This is a genomic window from Parabacteroides distasonis ATCC 8503 (assembly GCF_000012845.1).
GTDB lineage: Bacteria > Bacteroidota > Bacteroidia > Bacteroidales > Tannerellaceae > Parabacteroides > Parabacteroides distasonis.
Genome location: NC_009615.1, coordinates 1,273,720 through 1,291,781, shown reverse-complemented (window position 1 = coordinate 1,291,781; position 18,062 = coordinate 1,273,720). Strand labels below are relative to the sequence as shown.

Genomic DNA, 18,062 nt, shown 5'->3' with positions numbered 1-18,062 from the left:
CTAACTAAAATGCACCTCAAAGGTAGTTATTTATGAGAACAAAACAAGAAATCGTAGAAAATTGGCTGCCTCGTTATACCGAGCGAAAGCTAGAAGACTTCACTAAGCACATATTACTCACTAACTTTACTAAATATGTCGAGATATTTGCGGATCATTTTAATGTCCCGATTTTGGGATTGAAAAGTTCGATGCCCAATGCCTCGGCAGAAGGGATTACCATTATCAATTTTGGGATGGGAAGTGCGAACGCTGCTACAATCATGGATTTATTATCAGCAGTCATGCCCAAAGCGGTGCTTTTCCTCGGTAAATGTGGAGGATTAAAAAGAGCGAATGTATTAGGGGATTATGTATTGCCAATAGCGGCGATCCGAGGTGAGGGAACGTCGAATGAGTATTTACCACCTGAGGTACCTTCATTGCCCGCTTTTTCAATGCTTCGTGCCATTTCTTCCGCCATACGTGATCATGGAAAAGATTATTGGACAGGTACGATTTACACGACAAATCGCAGGGTTTGGGAATACGATAATGCTTTCAAGGAATATCTTCGTAGTACGCATGCCACTGGTATCGATATGGAAACCGCAACCTTGCTTACTGCCGGTTTCGCTAACCAAATACCTACGGGTGCATTGTTGATGATATCGGATAAACCGATGGAAGAAGATGGTGTAAAAACAGAAGCGAGTGACCGGAAGGTAACTCAACAATTTGTAGGAGAACAGGTAATGTTGGGAGTTGAAGCTCTTCAACAGATTTTGGATGGTAAGAAAACCATCCGTCATATCCGTTTTAGTTGGTAATAGCGAAACCTCATAATTTATGGCAAAAAAAGAAATTACTTTCGAGGAGATTTGTAGGGATATAACAGCAAGGAAGTTTCAGCCTGTTTATGTGTTAATGGGCGAAGAGCCTTTCTTCATCGATCAAATAACAGATTTGTTATTAAAAAGCGTATTAGAGGAATCTGAGAGAGATTTCAATCAGATTATTCTATACGGCGCAGATACAGATGCTATTTCTATTATCAATGCGGCACGTCGTTTTCCGATGATGTCCGAATATCAATTGATCGTTGTTCGAGAGGCTCAATTAGTGAGAGATATAGAGTTGCTGAGCAGTTATGTGAAGAATCCTTTGTCATCAACTATTTTGGTCATAAATTACAAATATAAGACTTTAGATCGCCGTCGTGCGTTAGCGGCCGCAACCGATAAAAACGGTATTTTATATGAGTCAAAAAAGATCCCGGATTATAAAATGCCGAGTTTTATCACCTCTTTGATGCAACAGCGTTCTATCGGTATCGATCCAAAAGCCGCTCAAATGCTCTCAGATTTCCTTGGAAACGATTTAAACCGTCTCAATAAGGAATTAGATAAGCTGGCAATTATCTTGGCTGAAAAGGCCTCAAAACGCATCACACCGGAATTGATCGAGCAAAATATAGGGATTAGTAAAGAATACAATAACTTTGAGCTGATAAAGGCACTTGCCATGAAGGATATATTAAAGGCTAACCGGATCGCTCAGTATTTTGAGAAAAACCCTAAAAGTAATCCGATACAGATGACACTTCCTGTATTATTTAACTATTTTTCAAACTTGCTGATTTGTTATTATTCAAAGGATCGATCGGAATCAGGATTGATGACCGCACTTGGTTTACGGGGAACTTATCAAGTAAAGGACTATCTTTTGGGGATGAAAAATTATCCAGCGATGAAAGTTTTTAATTTGATCAGCGATATCCGAACGACTGACGCAAGATCTAAGGGAGTGGAAAACTCTTCAGCGACAGATGCAGATTTACTAAAAGAATTACTTTACAAAATTTTACATTAAACAGAAATCATAGACTTAGTGCAGGCAAAAGGGCCTTTTTTCCTAGAATGATGAAAAAGTCAAACTGGAAAAAGAGGCCTTTTTGTTTATTTATCAATTAATTACGCATATTTTATCTCTCTGAGATTTTAAAATTTATTCAATCACGTACTTCTTCCTCAAAAATTCCAAGAAATCCATACTTAAAGCTATAATCGGTATAGCCATAGATTGCCTTCATTATCCGTTAAAGGAAAAATAGACAAGTTGGCAGTAAAATAAATAGAGTAAAATTATATTGTATACAAATATAACCGAGGAATGGATGTTTACAATCATATATACAATAAAAGTATTTGAGTAGATTACAAATGTTGGTGGTTTTTGTAATCATTATATAGACGTTACAAATGTATCATGTTTACATTACTAATATAAATCATGGATTACTATATATTTCTTTATCCACGTAAGATTTGCTATAAATTATAAATAACCAGTTTTTTATATAGAAATATTGATTGTTTACATTAACTAAACATGTTTTTTCGTCTACAAACGTATAAAAACCCCCTAACTATACATTATATGTATTATTATATTTACATATAGATCAGATATATATGCTATTTTTCTAAAGTTTTTCTAAATACTCTATACCTCCTTCTTGAACACGGTTTACAGTTCTACCCATCACATATGTATCGGTGTGACACATATGTATCAATTTAGTTTTATAAAAATAAATTGCACAAATGGAAATATTGATTTATCTTTGTATCCAGTTTACTTTATGGACATTTATCTTAGTAAACGGTCATAATGGCAGTATTCTAGTAAGAATTTAAGATATATATGAATATGAGAGATCGTATTTTAAAAATAATGGAACGTGAAGGACTTACCCCTTCTAAATTTGCCGAATCGATCGGTATACAGCGTTCGGCAATGTCACATATTATATCTGGGAGAAATAATCCGAGTTTGGATGTTCTGCTAAAAATACTGGAACGGTTCACTTATGTTGATTCTGACTGGCTATTGTTTGGCAAAGGCGAAATGATCCGAGAACATGTGTTAACTGAACCTAATTTGTTTACAAATATGCTTGAAAATCGTCCCAATGTACAAGTTGTTGCCGAAAATCGCAAGGAAATTGGGGTTGAGACACCTGTAAACATCCAGAAACAACCTGTTGTAGAGCAAGTTATATGCCAAGAAAAGCCTTCTAAAAATGTTAGTAAAATAATGATATTTTACTCCGACAATACGTTTGATACTTTCGTCCCTGAAAAAAACAAGAAAGACTAAGGTAAACTGTTCGGTATATACGTTATATTCATGTATCTTTGCGGATAAATTGAGTAATCGTGTATATGAAGAAGTACATCTTAGACATGAAGGTGACTGAAAACTGTCACCTTCATAAAAATTATTGCCTGCTAAAGTTAACCTCGGATGGGAATCTTCCAGAGATGCTTCCCGGACAATTTGTAGAGGTTCATGTAGAAAACTCTCCTACAACATTCTTACGTCGTCCGATTTCTGTCAACTATGTAGATAAGTCTAAAAATGAGTTGTGGTTATTGATTCAACTTGTTGGTGATGGCACGAGAAAAATGGCAGAATTCCGTCCCGGTGATATTGTAAACATAATGCTACCACTGGGTAATAGTTTTACAATTCCTTCCAAGGAACAGGAGAACAAAAGACTTTTGCTGATTGGTGGTGGTGTTGGAACCGCTCCGATGTTATATCTAGGAGCTTGTTTAAAAGAAGCCGGTTTTGAGCCTACTTTTCTACTTGGAGCTCGTTCTAAGGATGATGTATTGCAATTAGATGAATTCCAGAGATTTGGTAAGGTTTATATCACAACCGAAGATGGTTCGCTAGGCGAGAAAGGGTATGTGACTAACCATACGATCCTTAAAGAGGTCCGATTTGACCAGATTTATACTTGTGGTCCTAAACCAATGATGGTGGCGGTAGCGAAATACGCAGGTGCGGAAGCTATTTCTTGCGAGGTTTCTCTTGAGAACACGATGGCTTGTGGCATAGGTGCTTGTTTGTGCTGCGTAGAGAAAAACAAGGAAGGTCATAATGTGTGTGTATGTACAGAAGGTCCCGTATTTAATATTGAGAAATTGTCATGGCTGAATTAAATGTAAACATTGGGAATTTACCGTTGAAAAATCCGGTAATGACAGCATCCGGCACGTTCGGATATGGTATAGAATATGCTGATTTCATGGATATTTCACGTTTGGGGGGTATTTTCGTGAAAGGTACCACTATCCAACCTCGTGAAGGTAATGATTATCCAAGAATGGCGGAGACTCCTTCCGGAATGTTGAATGCCGTGGGGCTTCAGAATAAGGGCGCCGATTATTTCGCTGAGCATATTTATCCGAAGATCAAGGACATCAATACGAATATGATCGTAAACGTGAGTGGGTCTTCGGTTGAAACGTATGTCGAGTGTGCGGAAAAGATCGCAGAGTTGGATAGGATTCCCGCTATCGAACTGAACATTTCTTGTCCGAACGTAAAGCAAGGTGGTATGGCTTTCGGCGTTACTACGTGTGGTGCGGGAGAGGTTGTTAAGGCTGTTCGTAGGGTTTATCCAAAGATACTTATTGTAAAACTTTCTCCTAATGTAACTGATATTACGGAGATCGCTAAAGCTGTTGAAGCGGAGGGTGCGGATTCTGTTTCGTTAATTAATACGATGCTTGGAATGGCCATCGACGCAGAGAAACGTAAACCTATATTATCTACAATAACTGGAGGTCTTTCCGGGCCTTGCGTAAAACCTGTAGCTCTACGTATGGTATGGCAAACGTATCATGCGGTAAAGATTCCAATTATAGGTTTGGGAGGTATTTCAAATTGGAAAGATGCCGTGGAGTTCATGTTAGCTGGGGCTAGTGCTATCCAGATCGGAACTTATAACTTTGTAGATCCAACTGTTTCTATCAAGGTTATTGATGGATTGAATGACTATTGTGACCGACATGGTTTTAAATCAGTAAAAGAGTTGATCGGAGCATTGGATATTCAGAGATAATCTAAGTTCATTTATAGACTTTATTTCCATTTTTTCAATAATAAAAAAGGATGTGTTCGCTTACGCAAAAAGAACACATCCTTTCTTTTTATTATGAAAAATTATTCGATCTCTAATACGGCCGGACAATGATCAGAATGTACGGCATCGTTTAATATATAAGCGGCTTTAACTTTCGGCTTCATATTGTCGCTAACCATACAATAATCAATACGCCATCCTTTATTTTTAGATCTGGAATTGAAGCGATAACTCCACCATGTATATTCTTGCTTATCCGGGTTCAAGAAGCGAAATGTATCCGTAAAACCTGCGGATAAGAAGCGAGTCATCCATTCCCGTTCTTCCGGAAGGAAACCACTGTTCTTTGCGTTCCTGATCGGATCATGAATATCTATCGGCTCGTGGCAAATGTTGTAATCGCCACAGAGAATTAAGTTCGGACGGGATTTCTGTAACTCAACGACATATTTCTGGAAATCTTCCAGCCATATCATCTTAAAATCCTGCCGTTCATCCCCACTAGTCCCGGAAGGATGATAGACACTTACGATCGATACATCCCCGAAATCAGCACGGAGGAAACGTCCCTCATTATCATACTTCTCGATCCCCATTCCATACTCGATATGATCCGGTTCCTGTTTCGTAAGAATGGCCACGCCACTATATCCCTTCTTTTGGGCACTAAACAAATAAGACTTATATCCTAAAGTCTCGAATGTTTCTGACGGGAACTGGTCTGGTTGCAACTTTGTCTCTTGGATACATAACACGTCCGGCTGTTCTTGAGCCAACCATTCGGGCAAGCCTTTACCTACGGCAGCCCTTAATCCATTTGTATTGTACGTTATTATTTTCAATTTTTCTAAGTTTAGAGGTGAATGACTTTTATTCTGTCTCAAAGATACAACTTTTGACGATTTTACATTGTTTTCATTCCATAATCGGTACATAGAAATTTTCTATATTTGTATAACTTAGAATGAATGACAGACTATGCTGGAACATTTGAACGATATTTTAGAGAATACTCAGATAACGGCCTCGACCGCCGCCGTACGATTAGCTATCAGCTTCGTGCTTGGCGCTATTATTGGTGTAGAAAGACAATTTCGCCGTAGGGACGCTGGTATGCGGACCTTTACCTTGATCTGTATGGGATCTGCCGCCGCCATGTTGATATCTATCTGGATACCACAAACCTATCCGAATTTCTTGAATGGAGATCCGGGGCGTATCGCCGCCCAAGTCCTTACAGGTATTGGTTTCTTGGGAGCAGGAGCTATTATTCAAAGTCATGGAAGCGTGCATGGACTCACTACGGCGGCTTGTATTTGGGTAATGGCTGTAGTCGGTTTGGCCGCTGGTGCCGGCATGTTCTTGGCCGCTTCTATCACTACGGCATTTACCTTGTTCGTATTGGTTTCTTTAGAAAGGCTGGAGCGACGTATGTATTTGGATGGTGTTAATAAAATACTTACGATAAATTGCTCAACCTCGACTCCCGATCTTAAAGGTATCCGGAAAATCTTGGAAAATAGGAGCATATTTATCGTAAGTCTTTCTTATGAGCATAATTACGACAAGAATACGTCGACAATTACCTATAAAGTCAATGTGAAATCCAAGTCCTCTTACAGTGAGTTATTCACTGAGATTCGAAAACTTGGTTATATTTCACAAATACGTCTTCTAGCTTGACAATGCCGTTTATTCAAGTTCACCCTTTAGCATATGCCCGGCGATACGAGCCGCTTCCTTAACGTATTTACCGCAAGGACGTTTGGCATAATACTGTTGCGTGCGTGCGGAAGGAGAGGGATTCGTCGATGTCTCTTCCGGAGGAAGAAGGCTACGGCAAATGATCGTCCCATGCTTCTCCTTGAATAAAGCCGCCATTTTTTGTACCATGCCATAGTTGCGGGCACGCGCCTCTTGATCTAGCGGATCAAATACCGGATACTTAAATCCGGCTAACATCGCCATTGCGTTTACGGTACCACAAACCTCACGCATGCGTCCGACACCTCCTCCAAAAGATACAGACATCTTTTTCGCCAGCTCTAAATCCAACTCGAAGACATCCGAATAAGCGAGGAATACAGATTGAGCACAATTATATCCGGACTCGAAGTTGTGGACCGCTTGGTTCACACGCTCCTCTATATCAAAGGATTTCATAGTCAACACAAGCTCTGTCCGCCTTTACCGGGCCAATAATTCCTTTAGCGACCGCTACATGTTCCGGATGATTAGCGTACGTATTTACATCTTCCAAGGTAGGCAATTCAGTAGTTAAAATAATATCCCAAGTCTCCGCCGGATTACAATTAAAATCTACACGGATCATTTTCAATACGTCTATCTTATTGATTAAGGCTTCCAGTTTATCCTTAATTTCTTGCATTTTGGCTTGCTTCTCAGCCGGAGTTTGAAACTCCTTCAACTTAAACATTACAATATGTCTGATCATAATCGCTATACATTAATTATATATATTACATCTGTTCATCCAAATACGAATCCTTGTATCCAAGGAAATATAAGATACCATCGAGGCCAATCGTAGAGATAGATTGCTTGGCGGTCGCCTTTACCTTCGGTTTGGCATGGAAGGCGATACCTAGACCGGCGATACTAATCATCGGCAAGTCGTTCGCCCCGTCGCCAACCGCTACGGTCTGGCGAATATCCACGTTCTCCACTTGCGCGATCAGGCGTAATAATTCCGCTTTCCGCTTCCCATCTACGATATCGCCCACATGATTACCCGTTAGCTTGCCATTCTCGATCTCAAGCTCGTTGGCGTATACATAGTCGATATTATATTTTTGTTTAAGGAAATTACCGAAATAAGTGAAACCTCCGGAAAGGATAGCGATCTTGAAGCCCACCTTTTTCAAGATACGCATCAAACGGTCTACACCTTCTGTGATCGGTAGATTCTCGGCGATCTCCTGCATCACGGATACGTCCAACCCCTTTAATAAGGCACAACGCTGGCGGAAGCTCTCGCAGAAATCGATCTCTCCACGCATGGCTGCCTCTGTAATCGCTTTTACTTGATCGCCAACTCCGGCACGTATCGCCAACTCGTCGATAACCTCCGTCTCTATCAAGGTAGAGTCCATATCGAAACAAATCAGACGGCGCATACGGCGATACATGCTATCCTCTTGGAAAGAGATATCCATCTCAAGCTCCGTGGAAAGTTTCATGAACTCCGCTTTCATGCACTCCTTGTTTTTCGGGGTACCACGTACGGAAAACTCCACGCTCGCCTTGGGGGTACGGGCATTCTCGTCCAACGGGATACGTCCCGTGAGCCGCTTGATATCATCAATATTCATATCTTGCTCCGCTACGATCCGGGAAACACCCGCGATTTGCTTGGCTGTAAGCTTTCGGCTTAATATCGTGATGATATATCGGTTCTTGCCCTGCATACCTACCCATTTACTATATTCTTGCTCTGTAATGGGATTGAAACGGATATTGACGTCTAATTCGTAACTCTTGAACAGTAGTTCTTTCAATATATCGCCGGAATTTCCTTCCGTGCTTTGAAACAAGATACCCAATGATAAATGGTTATGGATATCCGCTTGACCGATATCGAGGATAACAGCGTTGTTCTTGGCTAGAATCTCCGTAAGAGCCGCCGTTACACCCGGACGATCCGCTCCATTGATATTTATCAGTATTATTTCGTCGTTTTGTGCCATATTTGTCATTCTATTAGGCAAAAGTACGTAAGAATTATCGAAAAAGAGTATAATATATTAAACATTTTTGCTTATATTTGTTTTATCGTATTAACGACAAAATGTTTAATGAGAACCTGGCAACCTTAAAAAGTCCTGACCGGCAGGCGAAATGTATGAGAATCCAATTTGAAATCAAGGAAAAGTTGCCCGACATTATTTCTGAAATACTTCATTCAGATAAGTGGCTGACTTTAGTGAGAGATGAGAATCATGGATTACGACGTGTGACGATTAAAGATCCCTACTTTGATTCAGAGGCATGCGTCGATATCTGGGAGCATGAGATTCATGTAACGACAGCTTGGTCTAACTACACCTATCGAATCTATCAAAAAGGTAATTCTGTTTGGTGCGAATACATTGGCGCTTATAGAGGATTGCTGGAACAAAACCTTTTGCCGACGATGACTCCGAAAGAAAATATTCTGGATTCGGAAGTATTGAACAGTTCTTTGTTTGGTGACAGAAAGGAGACCTTGAGAAATTACAGCGCGGAAAACCTTAAGCTGAAGAATTTTAGGCGGGATAATTTCGCCGCGGAATATCAACTGGCTTCTCCGCAAGACCATCCTAAGATCGTATATGATGAGTTTATTAAAGAAGGGGTTCCAATTCCCCCTCCTGAAGATAGAAAAGAAAAGTCCGGTAATTAATACCGGACTTTTTTTATTTGAGGATCATCGCATGATACCCGAATCCTCGTCACTATTCCAAAGTTTCTTATTGGCCTCCTTGAACTTGCGGCCGAAGTCAAAATTCCAAGAGAAGGTTAGCATCAACATTCGGCTGAAGTCGTTCGCGTACATGTTCGTACGGCTGGGAGCGTAAGCGTTCCGATTTTCCTCTACCCGTTTGTACTGGCTGGAGAAAGGCATCATCAATCCGGCTCCAACGGCGAATTTACCTTGATTGTACCGGAACATAAACATATGGATATTCTCGCCGCCATGCAATAATTCGCCGACAAACGTATTATAGCTACTTTGTATCTGGAACATAGCCATGAATTTCTTGTACATAGCCATGACGGAAGCCCGGTAATACCAATTGTTATAGGTATGCGAGTAACTATTTCCTTCGCTGATATAACGATTGACTCCACCTGTCACGGATAGGCTTATGATCCGCTTGATGATAGGGCCGACACGTAATGTCAAGTCACCGCTTAGTTTCTGCCATCCTTTTTGGTTATCGGTAATGCGAATGAACTTATTATTTTCTCGTATCACTTCCTCCATGATCTGGTCCGGGCTATTACTGTAATAAAAGTTTAAGTCTCCGGTGAATATTCCTTTTTTATATAGATAATTGGCTTGCATGTCATAACTCTTATAGGGTTTCAGATAAGGATTTCCCCGGCGTATCTGTAGCGTATCGATATATTGCTCGATGGCGCTTAGTTCCGATAGGCTAGGTGAGACATTATTTACGCTACCGTTTACCCGGAAATACATATTATCCGTAAAGTTATATTGTAAGGATACCTTTGGGCGGAACGTATAATATTGATAATCTTCCTCGCCTTCTTGCTTGAACCATGAGCGGGAGACACCTATTCCGGCGGTATAATTCAACTTCTTGACACGTCCGCTGAATTCCGTATAGAGATACGTCTCCGACTGTTTCATCTTGGTTCGTCCTCCAACCGTTCCGCTGTAGGTGTTATCCGTCCACGATTGGGTGTGTTTCAATCCTCCTCCCAATCGACCGGCCTCGAATTGCCGTTCGTAGATTCCCTCGCCGATGATGGAATATTTGTCTCCGTCCACGTTCGACAAGATATCCGATAAGAGGATATCGTTTTTCCATTCTTGATACATTTGGTTTGCGTTCGTATGTATGTACGTACCTACCATATTAAGTATCAATGTCTGCTTATGTGGTAAGGAGCGTTGGTAATAAAGGTCGAGGGAAGGACGTTTGGTAGAGTTGCTATTTGGATTCCAAGCGTATGTCTTATCCTCGGGATTATTGTTGGTATACAGGTTCTTGCCGCCACCTTTATCCTCGTCTGATAAGAAATAGCGTAGCGTAGCATTGAAATAATAATGGTCGTTATCTACCAGATTATAATTAAGAGAGAGGTTATGAGCGGTCTCGGACATTCCTCTTGGCAGACCTTCCGAGGTACGTTCCATCGTCTCGCCACTCTCAAAGCGGAAGGTCTCGACTCCTTCCGTCCAGATATGATACGGATTCCGGTAACGGACGGCGTATTGCAATCCGAACTCCGATTTCTTATGATTGAACTTCGTCGATACCTGATCGTCTCCAAAAGAGGTGGTCGGTGAATTACTAAGATCCAGATTGACAGAACCGCCGCTAGTTTCCCTCCGGACAATGTAGTCGAGTACGACAGAGGCGTTACCGTAACGTAAGCCCGGATTATCATGATATTCTACCCGGATTACCTCCTGTGGCGATAAGCCCCGGATATCGGATAGCTCCACCTTGATACCGTTGATGCAGAATTGAATAGTCCCTTCATTCGGTAGCGATACGCTATTCCGAATCGGGTCTACTTCCAAACGAGGAAGCATCAAGGCGTTCAATAGGTTGATGCCATTGCTGGAAGCCGCTTTTTGCTCAGAGGTAGGGAACGTGATCTTACGGTCCGCCGTATTGCGGATAGCGGAAGCGTTGACCGTGACTTCATCTAAGGATATAGAGGAGGATGCCAATGAGATCGTACCGAGATCTATAGGCTGGGAAAGTCCCAGCACGGAGACTACCGAGGTCTTGTAACCTATGGAGGAAACAGATACTTGATAATCTCCGGCCTTGACTTTCTCGATCCGGAAAAGTCCTTTACTATCCGTCGTCGTCCCTGTGATAAATGCGGAATCGGCTGTTTGAAGCGTGATATTCGCAAACTCAAGAGGAGACTTGTCGGATAGATCAATGACTTTCCCCCTGATCTGTAATTGCTGTGCCCGGATACCCCAAGAAAAAGATATAAGAAGGGCCGCCATAATGATTTGTTTCATTATAGTACGATTTAATGATTAAGAAATAATGTGTGTATGTGATTGTTACCTAGTCCAAATCTCTTCTCCGTTCAGACGGATCTTCTGGATATTGTTGATACGGATATGCAACGTGAGATTTTTATCTTGCCCGGCGCCCCTCGCCCCGCTAACCAATAATAGAGAATCGTGGCGGCTGACTTCCGGCAAATACCGTTTCATTCCCTCGTAATAGAGTAACGACCGGTCCTTTGCTTCCAGTATTTGCCCCCGGGGAAATTCGGAGGCGGTTCTCGTATCGACTTTTATGTTTTCCGCTTTCAACTCCGGATTATCTATCTGGATAATCTGAAACTTTTGCGTGAAACCTGTAAGGCATTTTTCCGACGTAAACTGGGCAGCGCCGAAAGTGAGGGCTGGAACGATATATAATGTCGCTATCAAGGCGATAAACACGCGATTACTTTTTTTCATGATTGTCTTTATTTAATGGTAGATATATATAATGTATAGGCTTTCGTAAGCTCGTCGATACCTACGCCTAGCAGGTGCATCTCCTTGAATACAGCGGGAAGCACCTCTTCCACGAACTGGTTATGGCGCATCTCACGGATTTTCCGCTCGGCGTCGGAAGCAACGAAGTAGCCGATCCCACGCTTGTTGTAAATAATCTCATTCGCTTGCAGACGTTCGAAGGAACGCATGACCGTGTTCGGATTCACTTCCATCTCTACCGCCAGTTCCCGTACCGAAGGGATACGGCTATCGGCTTTGTAATTACCACTCAATACCCGGTCGCAAATCCGCTCGGCTATCTGGATAAATATGGATTGATTCGTATTGTAGTTCATCTTAGTTCCTTTTCTTTAAGTTTTAGATAAGCGACGTATAAGACCACGAGGGTAGCGATGAGAAATGCGGGTGTAAAGGCAAAACTTAGCCAATACACGGCGGTATAAAGTGGGGAAGACTCATAACAGAACCTATCCATACCCGGCTGGATGTTCAACGTGCTTATGCATAGATAGACAATCCCTATGATAGAGGCAACTATCAATATATATCCGCCACAAGCGATTCCTAAAGCATACTTCTTGAATGTAACGTAAGAGAGGAACATCAAGGAACCGACAAACGCCAGCATGGTGAACTCTTGCAAGGGCATGGTAATGTCCTTGAATGCTACAGGCTGTATATGAATGAGCATTGAGGCTATTCCCGTCCCAGTCCAGAACGTGACTTGGTATGTTAAGAATACCACGATGCCTTCGATCAAGATAGCGGCAAATTTCTCTTGGTTGCTCGCGGGAAGCGTTAAGAACAATCCTCTAGGACGGTGTATCATTAAGTTTACGTAGCTACAGAAAGCGATAAAAGTCCCCAATGATCCCAATACATATAATGTAAGGGTACGGAATCTCGTATCCCATAAAATGGAGGATAACAGGAAAAAGAAGAGGACTCCGAGGATGACCAACACCCCATAAGCTAATTTCTTCTTATTCTCTATCCAATCTTTGCGAAGTAAAAGATTGATGCGTTGTATACTAAAATCTGTTTTCATGTCTATGTGTATTTAGGAGTTCATGATTCTTTGGATCTCTTTGGGATACGTTATCGCCGCGTTAAAGAGCAACTCTAAGGATACGGCCGTCTCTTCCTTGCCATCCCTTGCGGTGACGCCTATTGTCCCTTGCGGGGTAGGCTCGGAATAAAGAGCTTTCTCTTCCGGCAGGAGTGGTCCGAAATAAAGTTTCTCGCCGATCTCGTTCAACGTCTTATTCAATAGGATTTGCCTTTGGTCTAAGATCAATACCGTGTCGATCAAGCTTTCCAGATCCCTGACCTGATGCGTGGAGATAATAACCGTCTGATTGTCATCTATCAAAGAGGCTACCAGTCTGCGGAATGTCGCTTTCGAGGGAATGTCCAGCCCATTTGTTGGTTCATCCATTAGAAGCAGGGGCGTATGAGCGGCCAGCGCCAAGGTTATCGCCACCTTTTTCCGTTGTCCTTGAGACATTTTCGACAGGCGATCGGATAGATTGATCTCAAACGATTCTACGCAAGCCTTGCAGATATCGTCCCTAAATGTCGGATAAAAAGGCGCGTACATCTTTATATATTCTATGGCGGTGACCTCAGGCATGGAGATTTCCTCCGGCAATAAGAAGATCTGCTGCAAGAAACGAGCGTTTCTCTCGGAAGGAATTTCTTCCAATGCGAGGCAAGAACCTTGATCCGGAAAGATCTGTCCGCTTAGAAGGTTTAGAAGCGTAGTCTTTCCTTCACCGTTCTTTCCCAATAAGCCACAGATGTGTCCCGATCCAACCTCAAGATTGATACGATCAAGTACCTCTTTTTTGCGGCTATAGCTGAATGAGAGTTCTTTTAATGTAATCATATGTTTTGCTGCTTTAGTGTATTAGTTTAATAGTACACTGCAAATGTAGTGGAAGTTTTTGAATAAACAAGAGGGAAGGGTGTTTTTTTCCTTTTATTTTTCAAGATGGCAGTACAAGGTGATTAAAGGGAATCTCTTAATGCTATTAGCCTCTTTTCCAAGAAGGATTAGCGGTTTGCTCTTGAAGCATTGCTAATTTTTCAGTTGGTGCATGATCTTCTAACGGCTGTTGGAAGATCATGCACCAACTGTTAGATGATTATGCAACAGCCGTTGGATAATCTATACTTAAAGATGAAATCGCTAAGGATTCCCTGTTATCGGTCTAAAGGTAGGGGAGCGGGAAGCTAATGATTCTTGATGATTTTGCGGTTCTCTCGGGGAGAAAAAGGTACTCTACTTCTAAATTTATGTTGCAAAACAGTTAATTTTTTATCGATATGTGCGCTAAAACATATAAAAAAGCTTGCTAATTTGCAGAAAATCGCTATATAATTTGGTAGAAAGAAGTATTTGGTTTTATATTTGCACCCGTTAAAGGCAAGTTAGTGTCTCTTTAGCGAAAGAAACATGCTTGTTTACGATCCTGAAAATCAGGAGTCGGGAGTTTGTCCCCCGGGAGATTCCCCCGATTAAGTTTAACGTAAAATTGAAAATATGAAGGTAAGAGCTTATGTTCTCATCGCATCGGTAGCGTTATTAGGAATGTCTGCCGGTTCGAAAAAGGCGAAACTTACCGAGGGTGTGAACCCCGGTGATCTAGCTCCGAGAATAGAGTTTTTGGGAAACGACGCTAAAGCCAGTTTCCACAACCAATTAGGACGTTATACATTGCTCAACTTTTGGGCGGCTTACGATGCGGAATCGCGGGCTCGTAACGTGCAATTGGCGAATGAGGTTAACAAGTTTGGTCCGGACAAAATTGCGATGTGTTCGATCTCTATGGATGAGAAAGAATCTATTTTTACCGAGACGGTAAAGATTGACAAGTTGGATCTGTCAACGCAATTTCACGAAGGACTGGGTAAAGAGTCAGAGTTGTACAAGAAGTATGATTTAAGAAAAGGTTTCAAGAACTTCTTGATTAACGACGAAGGAGTGATAATCGCCGCCAACGTCACCCCGGAAAAACTGACCGAGATTCTGAAAGCAATTTAATCAGTATTATTTAGCAAAGAGGGCTGTTCCACTTCAAGATGGGACAGCCTTTTTTATCGATTCACGAGTTTTCGTTTCGAGATGATGAAATAGCATGTATAGTCTGAGAAGGAAATGTGCGCTTTCTTTTTAAGTCCGTGTTTATTATTAACTCTTTTTGATTTATTAACCCTAATGGATAGGGTGATTGAGAAGGTCCTCTGTCTTTACTGTAAATGAACAGCTAACATCCTGTAATAATGAGATCTATACTTTTCTTTATTTGTTTGATCTTTACCTTTGGGGGACAGGCGCAAGAGGAAGAAAAATCCCATATGTGGAAAGTAGAACTCTCCGGTGCCTTGAATAATAATTCAGCATGGGAGGTAGAGCCATCTGTTACTTATCTACCGATTCCTTATGTGGGAATTACTATGGGGTTGCTTTTCTGTAATACGATTGAGAAAGATAGTTATACGGGGTTTTCAAGAGATAATCAGTGGTTCTGGGATTCAGATGAGAGTAATCCGGGCTGTCATTTCTTTGCGTTACGTCCGGCCATCCAGTTAGTAACTCCCGCTTTTAAATTCGGGAAAGACAAGGATACGGGGCTCTCTTTGGTCGTTTCACCCGGATTAACCATTCCTTTGCCTGTCAATCAAGAGTTTAATATAAGCTATGTTCCAAACACTCCCGGGATATGGATACCTCAAAAATTCGATCATATAAAGAACAAGGGAGGTAAATCGTTATTTTATCATATTAAAAGTATGTTGAGTCTCGATATAGACCAGCGGTATATATTCTCTTTGGGGTATATATTTTCGAATTTTGATTTATATAGTGGAGGGCGAAACTTCATTGTAGAGGGGAAAAGGCTTAGTATGCCTCGGATTCGTTTTATGCATTCATTCTTTCTAAGTATCGGATATCGGTTTTAAATCGTTTCATACATTGTCTTTCTCGTTTAGCCCAAAAAGGGAGAGCTGTTTTTAAGGCTCTCCCTTTTGCATAAGCTTATATATAATAATGTATAGGATTTATCGAATTGCTTCTACTTCTTCCGTACGCAAAGGGATCTTCTTTCCTAATAGACGAGCGCCGTTCTCGGTAATCAGATAGTCTTCCTCGTTACGTATGCCACTGAAATCTTTATATGTAAACAACTTCTCGTAATTGATGAATTCGGTGAACTTGTTCTGGCCTCTCCATAAATCCATTAATTCAGGGATGAAGTATACACCCGGCTCGATGGTCAAGACAAAACCCGGTTCCAGCTTACGTCCCAAGCGCAATGACTTACGTCCGAATTCCGTACTCTTCGGCTGTCCGTCATAACCAACGTATACCTCTCCCAGATTCTCCATATCATGTACATCCAATCCCATCATATGGCCTAAGCCACAAGGCATAAACATGGCGTGAGCACCGGCTTTTACGGCTTCCATCGGATCTCCTTTCACGAAACCAAGGTCCTTTAAGCCCTCCATGATCACTTTACAAGACAACTCATATACATCCACGAAAGGAATACCCGGGCGCAAAGCCGCTACGGCAGCTTCATGGGCGGCTACTTGAATATCATAGATGTCTTTTTGACGGGTCGTGAACTTAGAGTCGGCTGGGATGGTGGACGACATATCTCCGGCATATCCCATCTCAGTCTCGGCACCGGCGTCCAATAATAGCATATCACCGCTCTTAATCATATGACTATGATCATGGTTGTGCAAGGTCTGCCCATTGATCGTGGCGATGATAGGGAAGGAGAGCTGGTAATTGTTGGCGAAAGCGACTTCCGCAACGGCAGCCGCTACATCCGACTCCCGGATTCCCGGACGTACGGTACGCATGGCAGTCAGGTGCATATCGGCGGTTACGATACAGGCTTTCTCGATCTCGGCAATTTCTTCCTCGCTCTTGTAATTCCGTTGGTTTACGACACCCATGATAAAAGGCACGGAAGGTTTCTCCGCACCGGGTACGATACCCAACCATTGGAATAACTTGATCTGGTGTTCCGCACGATACGTCGGCAGATAATGGATTGGCTGGCCTTTTTGCTGGGCATTCTTCAAATAAGTCTCGATCTCCTTAAAAGGACGGACTTCCTTGATACCTGCGGCCTCGCTCTTCTCTTTTAGGGTGGGCTGCGTACCCATCCATACAATCGCGTCTATAGTCAACTCATCGCCAAAGATGATCTCCTTATCGTTATCGATATCGATGATAGCGGATAACCCGGCGTATGGCAATCCGAAGAAATACAAGAAGGTAGAGTCTTGACGGAAGTGATACGTATTATCGGCGTAGTTCATCCCACTCTCGTCGTTTCCAAGGAATAGCAACAAACCGGAACCTATGGTTTGTTTCAGCTTAGCCCGGCGGGCCATATAAGTTTCTTTACTGAACATAAGGATTATTTTTTGTTAGTGTACCAAAGATAGTAATTAATGTAATATACTAGGCCGACATTCGAAATTATTTCTTACATTAGCCCATGTAAAATGTAACCTCTGGTACCTTATGAAGATTCAAAGAATTCAAGAACTTACCGATGCCTCCATCGTCTGTGGCTCAGAGAAACGGGAGAACGATGTGCAGTGCGCTTTTGCCAGCGATCTGATGAGTGACGTGCTTACGCTGGATTGTGGTGATGTGCTGTTGGTGACAGGACTTTGTAATTTGCAAACGATCCGTACTGCGGAGATGGCGGAAGTTTCTTATATACTTTTCGTGCGAGGGAAGAAAGTAACCCCGGATATGCTGGAGCTGGCTCGTGAGAACAATATGGTTCTTCTGGAGACGGATCATTCTATGTATCATACGGTCGGAGAGCTTTATAGCGCGGGGCTCCTTCCTATATATTGAGAAAGGAGGTCGTGAGA

At 41.9% G+C, this 18,062-nt stretch carries 20 protein-coding genes; 10 read left to right on the top strand and 10 right to left on the bottom strand.

From position 1 onward, the window contains the following. Window positions 1-32 precede the first annotated feature (32 nt). The 5 genes from BDI_RS05590 to BDI_RS05570 all read left to right on the top strand — a co-directional run bounded on the left by BDI_RS05590 (window position 33) and on the right by BDI_RS05570 (window position 4,897). A complete protein-coding gene (locus tag BDI_RS05590) occupies window positions 33-809 on the top strand; it encodes an AMP nucleosidase (protein ID WP_005856904.1) in 777 nt (258 codons plus the stop codon). Between the two features lie 19 nt (window positions 810-828). Continuing rightward, window positions 829-1,851: a DNA polymerase III subunit delta gene (gene holA / locus BDI_RS05585; protein ID WP_005856906.1), complete on the top strand. Its 1,023-nt coding sequence runs from the start codon at window positions 829-831 to the stop codon at window positions 1,849-1,851. Between the two features lie 840 nt (window positions 1,852-2,691). Next, a complete protein-coding gene (locus tag BDI_RS05580; protein ID WP_005856911.1) occupies window positions 2,692-3,141 on the top strand; it encodes a helix-turn-helix domain-containing protein in 450 nt (149 codons plus the stop codon). Window positions 3,142-3,206: 65 nt separating this feature from the next. Then, window positions 3,207-3,992: a dihydroorotate dehydrogenase electron transfer subunit gene (locus BDI_RS05575; RefSeq protein ID WP_005856914.1), complete on the top strand. Its 786-nt coding sequence runs from the start codon at window positions 3,207-3,209 to the stop codon at window positions 3,990-3,992. Continuing rightward, window positions 3,980-4,897, top strand: coding sequence for a dihydroorotate dehydrogenase (locus BDI_RS05570; protein ID WP_008779897.1), 918 nt, complete (start codon window positions 3,980-3,982; stop codon window positions 4,895-4,897). The genes BDI_RS05575 and BDI_RS05570 overlap by 13 nt, the downstream gene beginning before the upstream one ends. A 101-nt stretch (window positions 4,898-4,998) precedes the next feature. On the opposite strand, the gene BDI_RS05565 is transcribed toward BDI_RS05570, so the two are convergent. Then, window positions 4,999-5,760, bottom strand: a complete 762-nt coding sequence (locus BDI_RS05565) for an exodeoxyribonuclease III (protein WP_036628709.1) — start codon at window positions 5,758-5,760, stop codon at window positions 4,999-5,001. 136 nt (window positions 5,761-5,896) lie between these two features. Here BDI_RS05565 and BDI_RS05560 point away from each other — a divergent pair, with 136 nt between their 5' ends. Beyond that, entirely contained in the window at window positions 5,897-6,601 is a 705-nt protein-coding gene (locus tag BDI_RS05560) for an MgtC/SapB family protein (RefSeq protein WP_005856919.1), read from the top strand. Between the two features lie 9 nt (window positions 6,602-6,610). Here the strand turns inward: BDI_RS05560 and BDI_RS05555 are convergent, their stop codons facing one another. The 3 genes from BDI_RS05555 to serB are packed head-to-tail and all read right to left on the bottom strand — an operon-like array spanning window position 6,611 to window position 8,625. Then, complete coding sequence (locus BDI_RS05555) at window positions 6,611-7,081, bottom strand: C-GCAxxG-C-C family protein (RefSeq protein WP_011966318.1); 471 nt, start codon at window positions 7,079-7,081, stop codon at window positions 6,611-6,613. Continuing rightward, complete coding sequence (locus tag BDI_RS05550; protein WP_005856923.1) at window positions 7,068-7,373, bottom strand: Dabb family protein; 306 nt, start codon at window positions 7,371-7,373, stop codon at window positions 7,068-7,070. Before BDI_RS05550 ends, BDI_RS05555 begins: the two co-directional genes overlap by 14 nt. Before the next feature lie 25 nt (window positions 7,374-7,398). After that, window positions 7,399-8,625, bottom strand: a complete 1,227-nt coding sequence (gene serB / locus BDI_RS05545) for a phosphoserine phosphatase SerB (protein ID WP_005856925.1) — start codon at window positions 8,623-8,625, stop codon at window positions 7,399-7,401. Window positions 8,626-8,726: 101 nt separating this feature from the next. On the opposite strand from serB, the gene BDI_RS05540 reads away from it, so the two are divergent. Beyond that, on the top strand, window positions 8,727-9,320 hold the full coding sequence (locus BDI_RS05540; RefSeq protein WP_005862283.1) for a hypothetical protein: 594 nt from the start codon (window positions 8,727-8,729) through the stop codon (window positions 9,318-9,320). Between the two features lie 24 nt (window positions 9,321-9,344). Here the strand turns inward: BDI_RS05540 and BDI_RS05535 are convergent, their stop codons facing one another. From BDI_RS05535 to BDI_RS05515, 5 genes are read right to left on the bottom strand one after another with little or no spacing between them, the layout of a single operon-like run. Next, on the bottom strand, window positions 9,345-11,654 hold the full coding sequence (locus tag BDI_RS05535; RefSeq protein ID WP_011966317.1) for an outer membrane beta-barrel protein: 2,310 nt from the start codon (window positions 11,652-11,654) through the stop codon (window positions 9,345-9,347). 45 nt (window positions 11,655-11,699) lie between these two features. Next, the gene (locus tag BDI_RS05530; protein WP_008772152.1) at window positions 11,700-12,107 is read right to left on the bottom strand and encodes a hypothetical protein; all 408 of its coding nucleotides are present in this window, start codon (window positions 12,105-12,107) and stop codon (window positions 11,700-11,702) included. An 8-nt stretch (window positions 12,108-12,115) separates the two neighbouring features. Next, entirely contained in the window at window positions 12,116-12,484 is a 369-nt protein-coding gene (locus BDI_RS05525; RefSeq protein WP_005862289.1) for a GntR family transcriptional regulator, read from the bottom strand. Further along, window positions 12,481-13,197 (bottom strand): hypothetical protein, encoded by a 717-nt coding sequence (locus BDI_RS05520; RefSeq protein WP_008772153.1) that lies wholly within the window; start codon window positions 13,195-13,197, stop codon window positions 12,481-12,483. The genes BDI_RS05525 and BDI_RS05520 overlap by 4 nt, the downstream gene beginning before the upstream one ends. Window positions 13,198-13,209: 12 nt before the next feature. Then, entirely contained in the window at window positions 13,210-14,037 is an 828-nt protein-coding gene (locus BDI_RS05515; protein ID WP_011966316.1) for an ABC transporter ATP-binding protein, read from the bottom strand. A gap of 657 nt (window positions 14,038-14,694) precedes the next feature. Between BDI_RS05515 and BDI_RS05510 the strand changes: the two genes are divergently transcribed. After that, the gene (locus BDI_RS05510) at window positions 14,695-15,195 is read left to right on the top strand and encodes a thioredoxin family protein (RefSeq protein ID WP_005856939.1); all 501 of its coding nucleotides are present in this window, start codon (window positions 14,695-14,697) and stop codon (window positions 15,193-15,195) included. Window positions 15,196-15,434: 239 nt separating this feature from the next. Next, the gene (locus BDI_RS05505) at window positions 15,435-16,115 is read left to right on the top strand and encodes a hypothetical protein (RefSeq protein ID WP_011966315.1); all 681 of its coding nucleotides are present in this window, start codon (window positions 15,435-15,437) and stop codon (window positions 16,113-16,115) included. Between the two features lie 99 nt (window positions 16,116-16,214). On the opposite strand, the gene BDI_RS05500 is transcribed toward BDI_RS05505, so the two are convergent. Continuing rightward, window positions 16,215-17,588 carry an aminopeptidase P family protein gene (locus BDI_RS05500; protein WP_005856943.1) on the bottom strand — a complete coding sequence of 458 codons (1,374 nt, stop codon included), beginning with the start codon at window positions 17,586-17,588 and terminating at the stop codon, window positions 16,215-16,217. A 112-nt stretch (window positions 17,589-17,700) separates the two neighbouring features. Here BDI_RS05500 and BDI_RS05495 point away from each other — a divergent pair, with 112 nt between their 5' ends. Next, window positions 17,701-18,045 (top strand): hypothetical protein, encoded by a 345-nt coding sequence (locus BDI_RS05495; RefSeq protein WP_005856945.1) that lies wholly within the window; start codon window positions 17,701-17,703, stop codon window positions 18,043-18,045. Window positions 18,046-18,062 lie beyond the last annotated feature (17 nt).

Excerpts from the sequence above, each read along its gene's own strand:
- BDI_RS05495 (WP_005856945.1), top strand. The coding sequence starts at position 17,701 with ATGAAGATTCAAAGAATTCAAGAACTTACCGATGCCTCCATCGTCTGT.
- BDI_RS05550 (WP_005856923.1), bottom strand. The coding sequence starts at position 7,373 with ATGATCAGACATATTGTAATGTTTAAGTTGAAGGAGTTTCAAACTCCG.
- BDI_RS05580 (WP_005856911.1), top strand. The coding sequence starts at position 2,692 with ATGAGAGATCGTATTTTAAAAATAATGGAACGTGAAGGACTTACCCCT.
- BDI_RS05525 (WP_005862289.1), bottom strand. The coding sequence starts at position 12,484 with ATGAACTACAATACGAATCAATCCATATTTATCCAGATAGCCGAGCGG.
- BDI_RS05505 (WP_011966315.1), top strand. The coding sequence starts at position 15,435 with ATGAGATCTATACTTTTCTTTATTTGTTTGATCTTTACCTTTGGGGGA.
- BDI_RS05560 (WP_005856919.1), top strand. The coding sequence starts at position 5,897 with ATGCTGGAACATTTGAACGATATTTTAGAGAATACTCAGATAACGGCC.
- BDI_RS05575 (WP_005856914.1), top strand. The coding sequence starts at position 3,207 with ATGAAGAAGTACATCTTAGACATGAAGGTGACTGAAAACTGTCACCTT.
- serB (WP_005856925.1), bottom strand. The coding sequence starts at position 8,625 with ATGGCACAAAACGACGAAATAATACTGATAAATATCAATGGAGCGGAT.
- BDI_RS05570 (WP_008779897.1), top strand. The coding sequence starts at position 3,980 with ATGGCTGAATTAAATGTAAACATTGGGAATTTACCGTTGAAAAATCCG.
- BDI_RS05535 (WP_011966317.1), bottom strand. The coding sequence starts at position 11,654 with ATGAAACAAATCATTATGGCGGCCCTTCTTATATCTTTTTCTTGGGGT.
- BDI_RS05500 (WP_005856943.1), bottom strand. The coding sequence starts at position 17,588 with ATGTTCAGTAAAGAAACTTATATGGCCCGCCGGGCTAAGCTGAAACAA.
- holA (WP_005856906.1), top strand. The coding sequence starts at position 829 with ATGGCAAAAAAAGAAATTACTTTCGAGGAGATTTGTAGGGATATAACA.
- BDI_RS05520 (WP_008772153.1), bottom strand. The coding sequence starts at position 13,197 with ATGAAAACAGATTTTAGTATACAACGCATCAATCTTTTACTTCGCAAA.
- BDI_RS05515 (WP_011966316.1), bottom strand. The coding sequence starts at position 14,037 with ATGATTACATTAAAAGAACTCTCATTCAGCTATAGCCGCAAAAAAGAG.
- BDI_RS05540 (WP_005862283.1), top strand. The coding sequence starts at position 8,727 with ATGTTTAATGAGAACCTGGCAACCTTAAAAAGTCCTGACCGGCAGGCG.
- BDI_RS05530 (WP_008772152.1), bottom strand. The coding sequence starts at position 12,107 with ATGAAAAAAAGTAATCGCGTGTTTATCGCCTTGATAGCGACATTATAT.
- BDI_RS05590 (WP_005856904.1), top strand. The coding sequence starts at position 33 with ATGAGAACAAAACAAGAAATCGTAGAAAATTGGCTGCCTCGTTATACC.
- BDI_RS05510 (WP_005856939.1), top strand. The coding sequence starts at position 14,695 with ATGAAGGTAAGAGCTTATGTTCTCATCGCATCGGTAGCGTTATTAGGA.
- BDI_RS05555 (WP_011966318.1), bottom strand. The coding sequence starts at position 7,081 with ATGAAATCCTTTGATATAGAGGAGCGTGTGAACCAAGCGGTCCACAAC.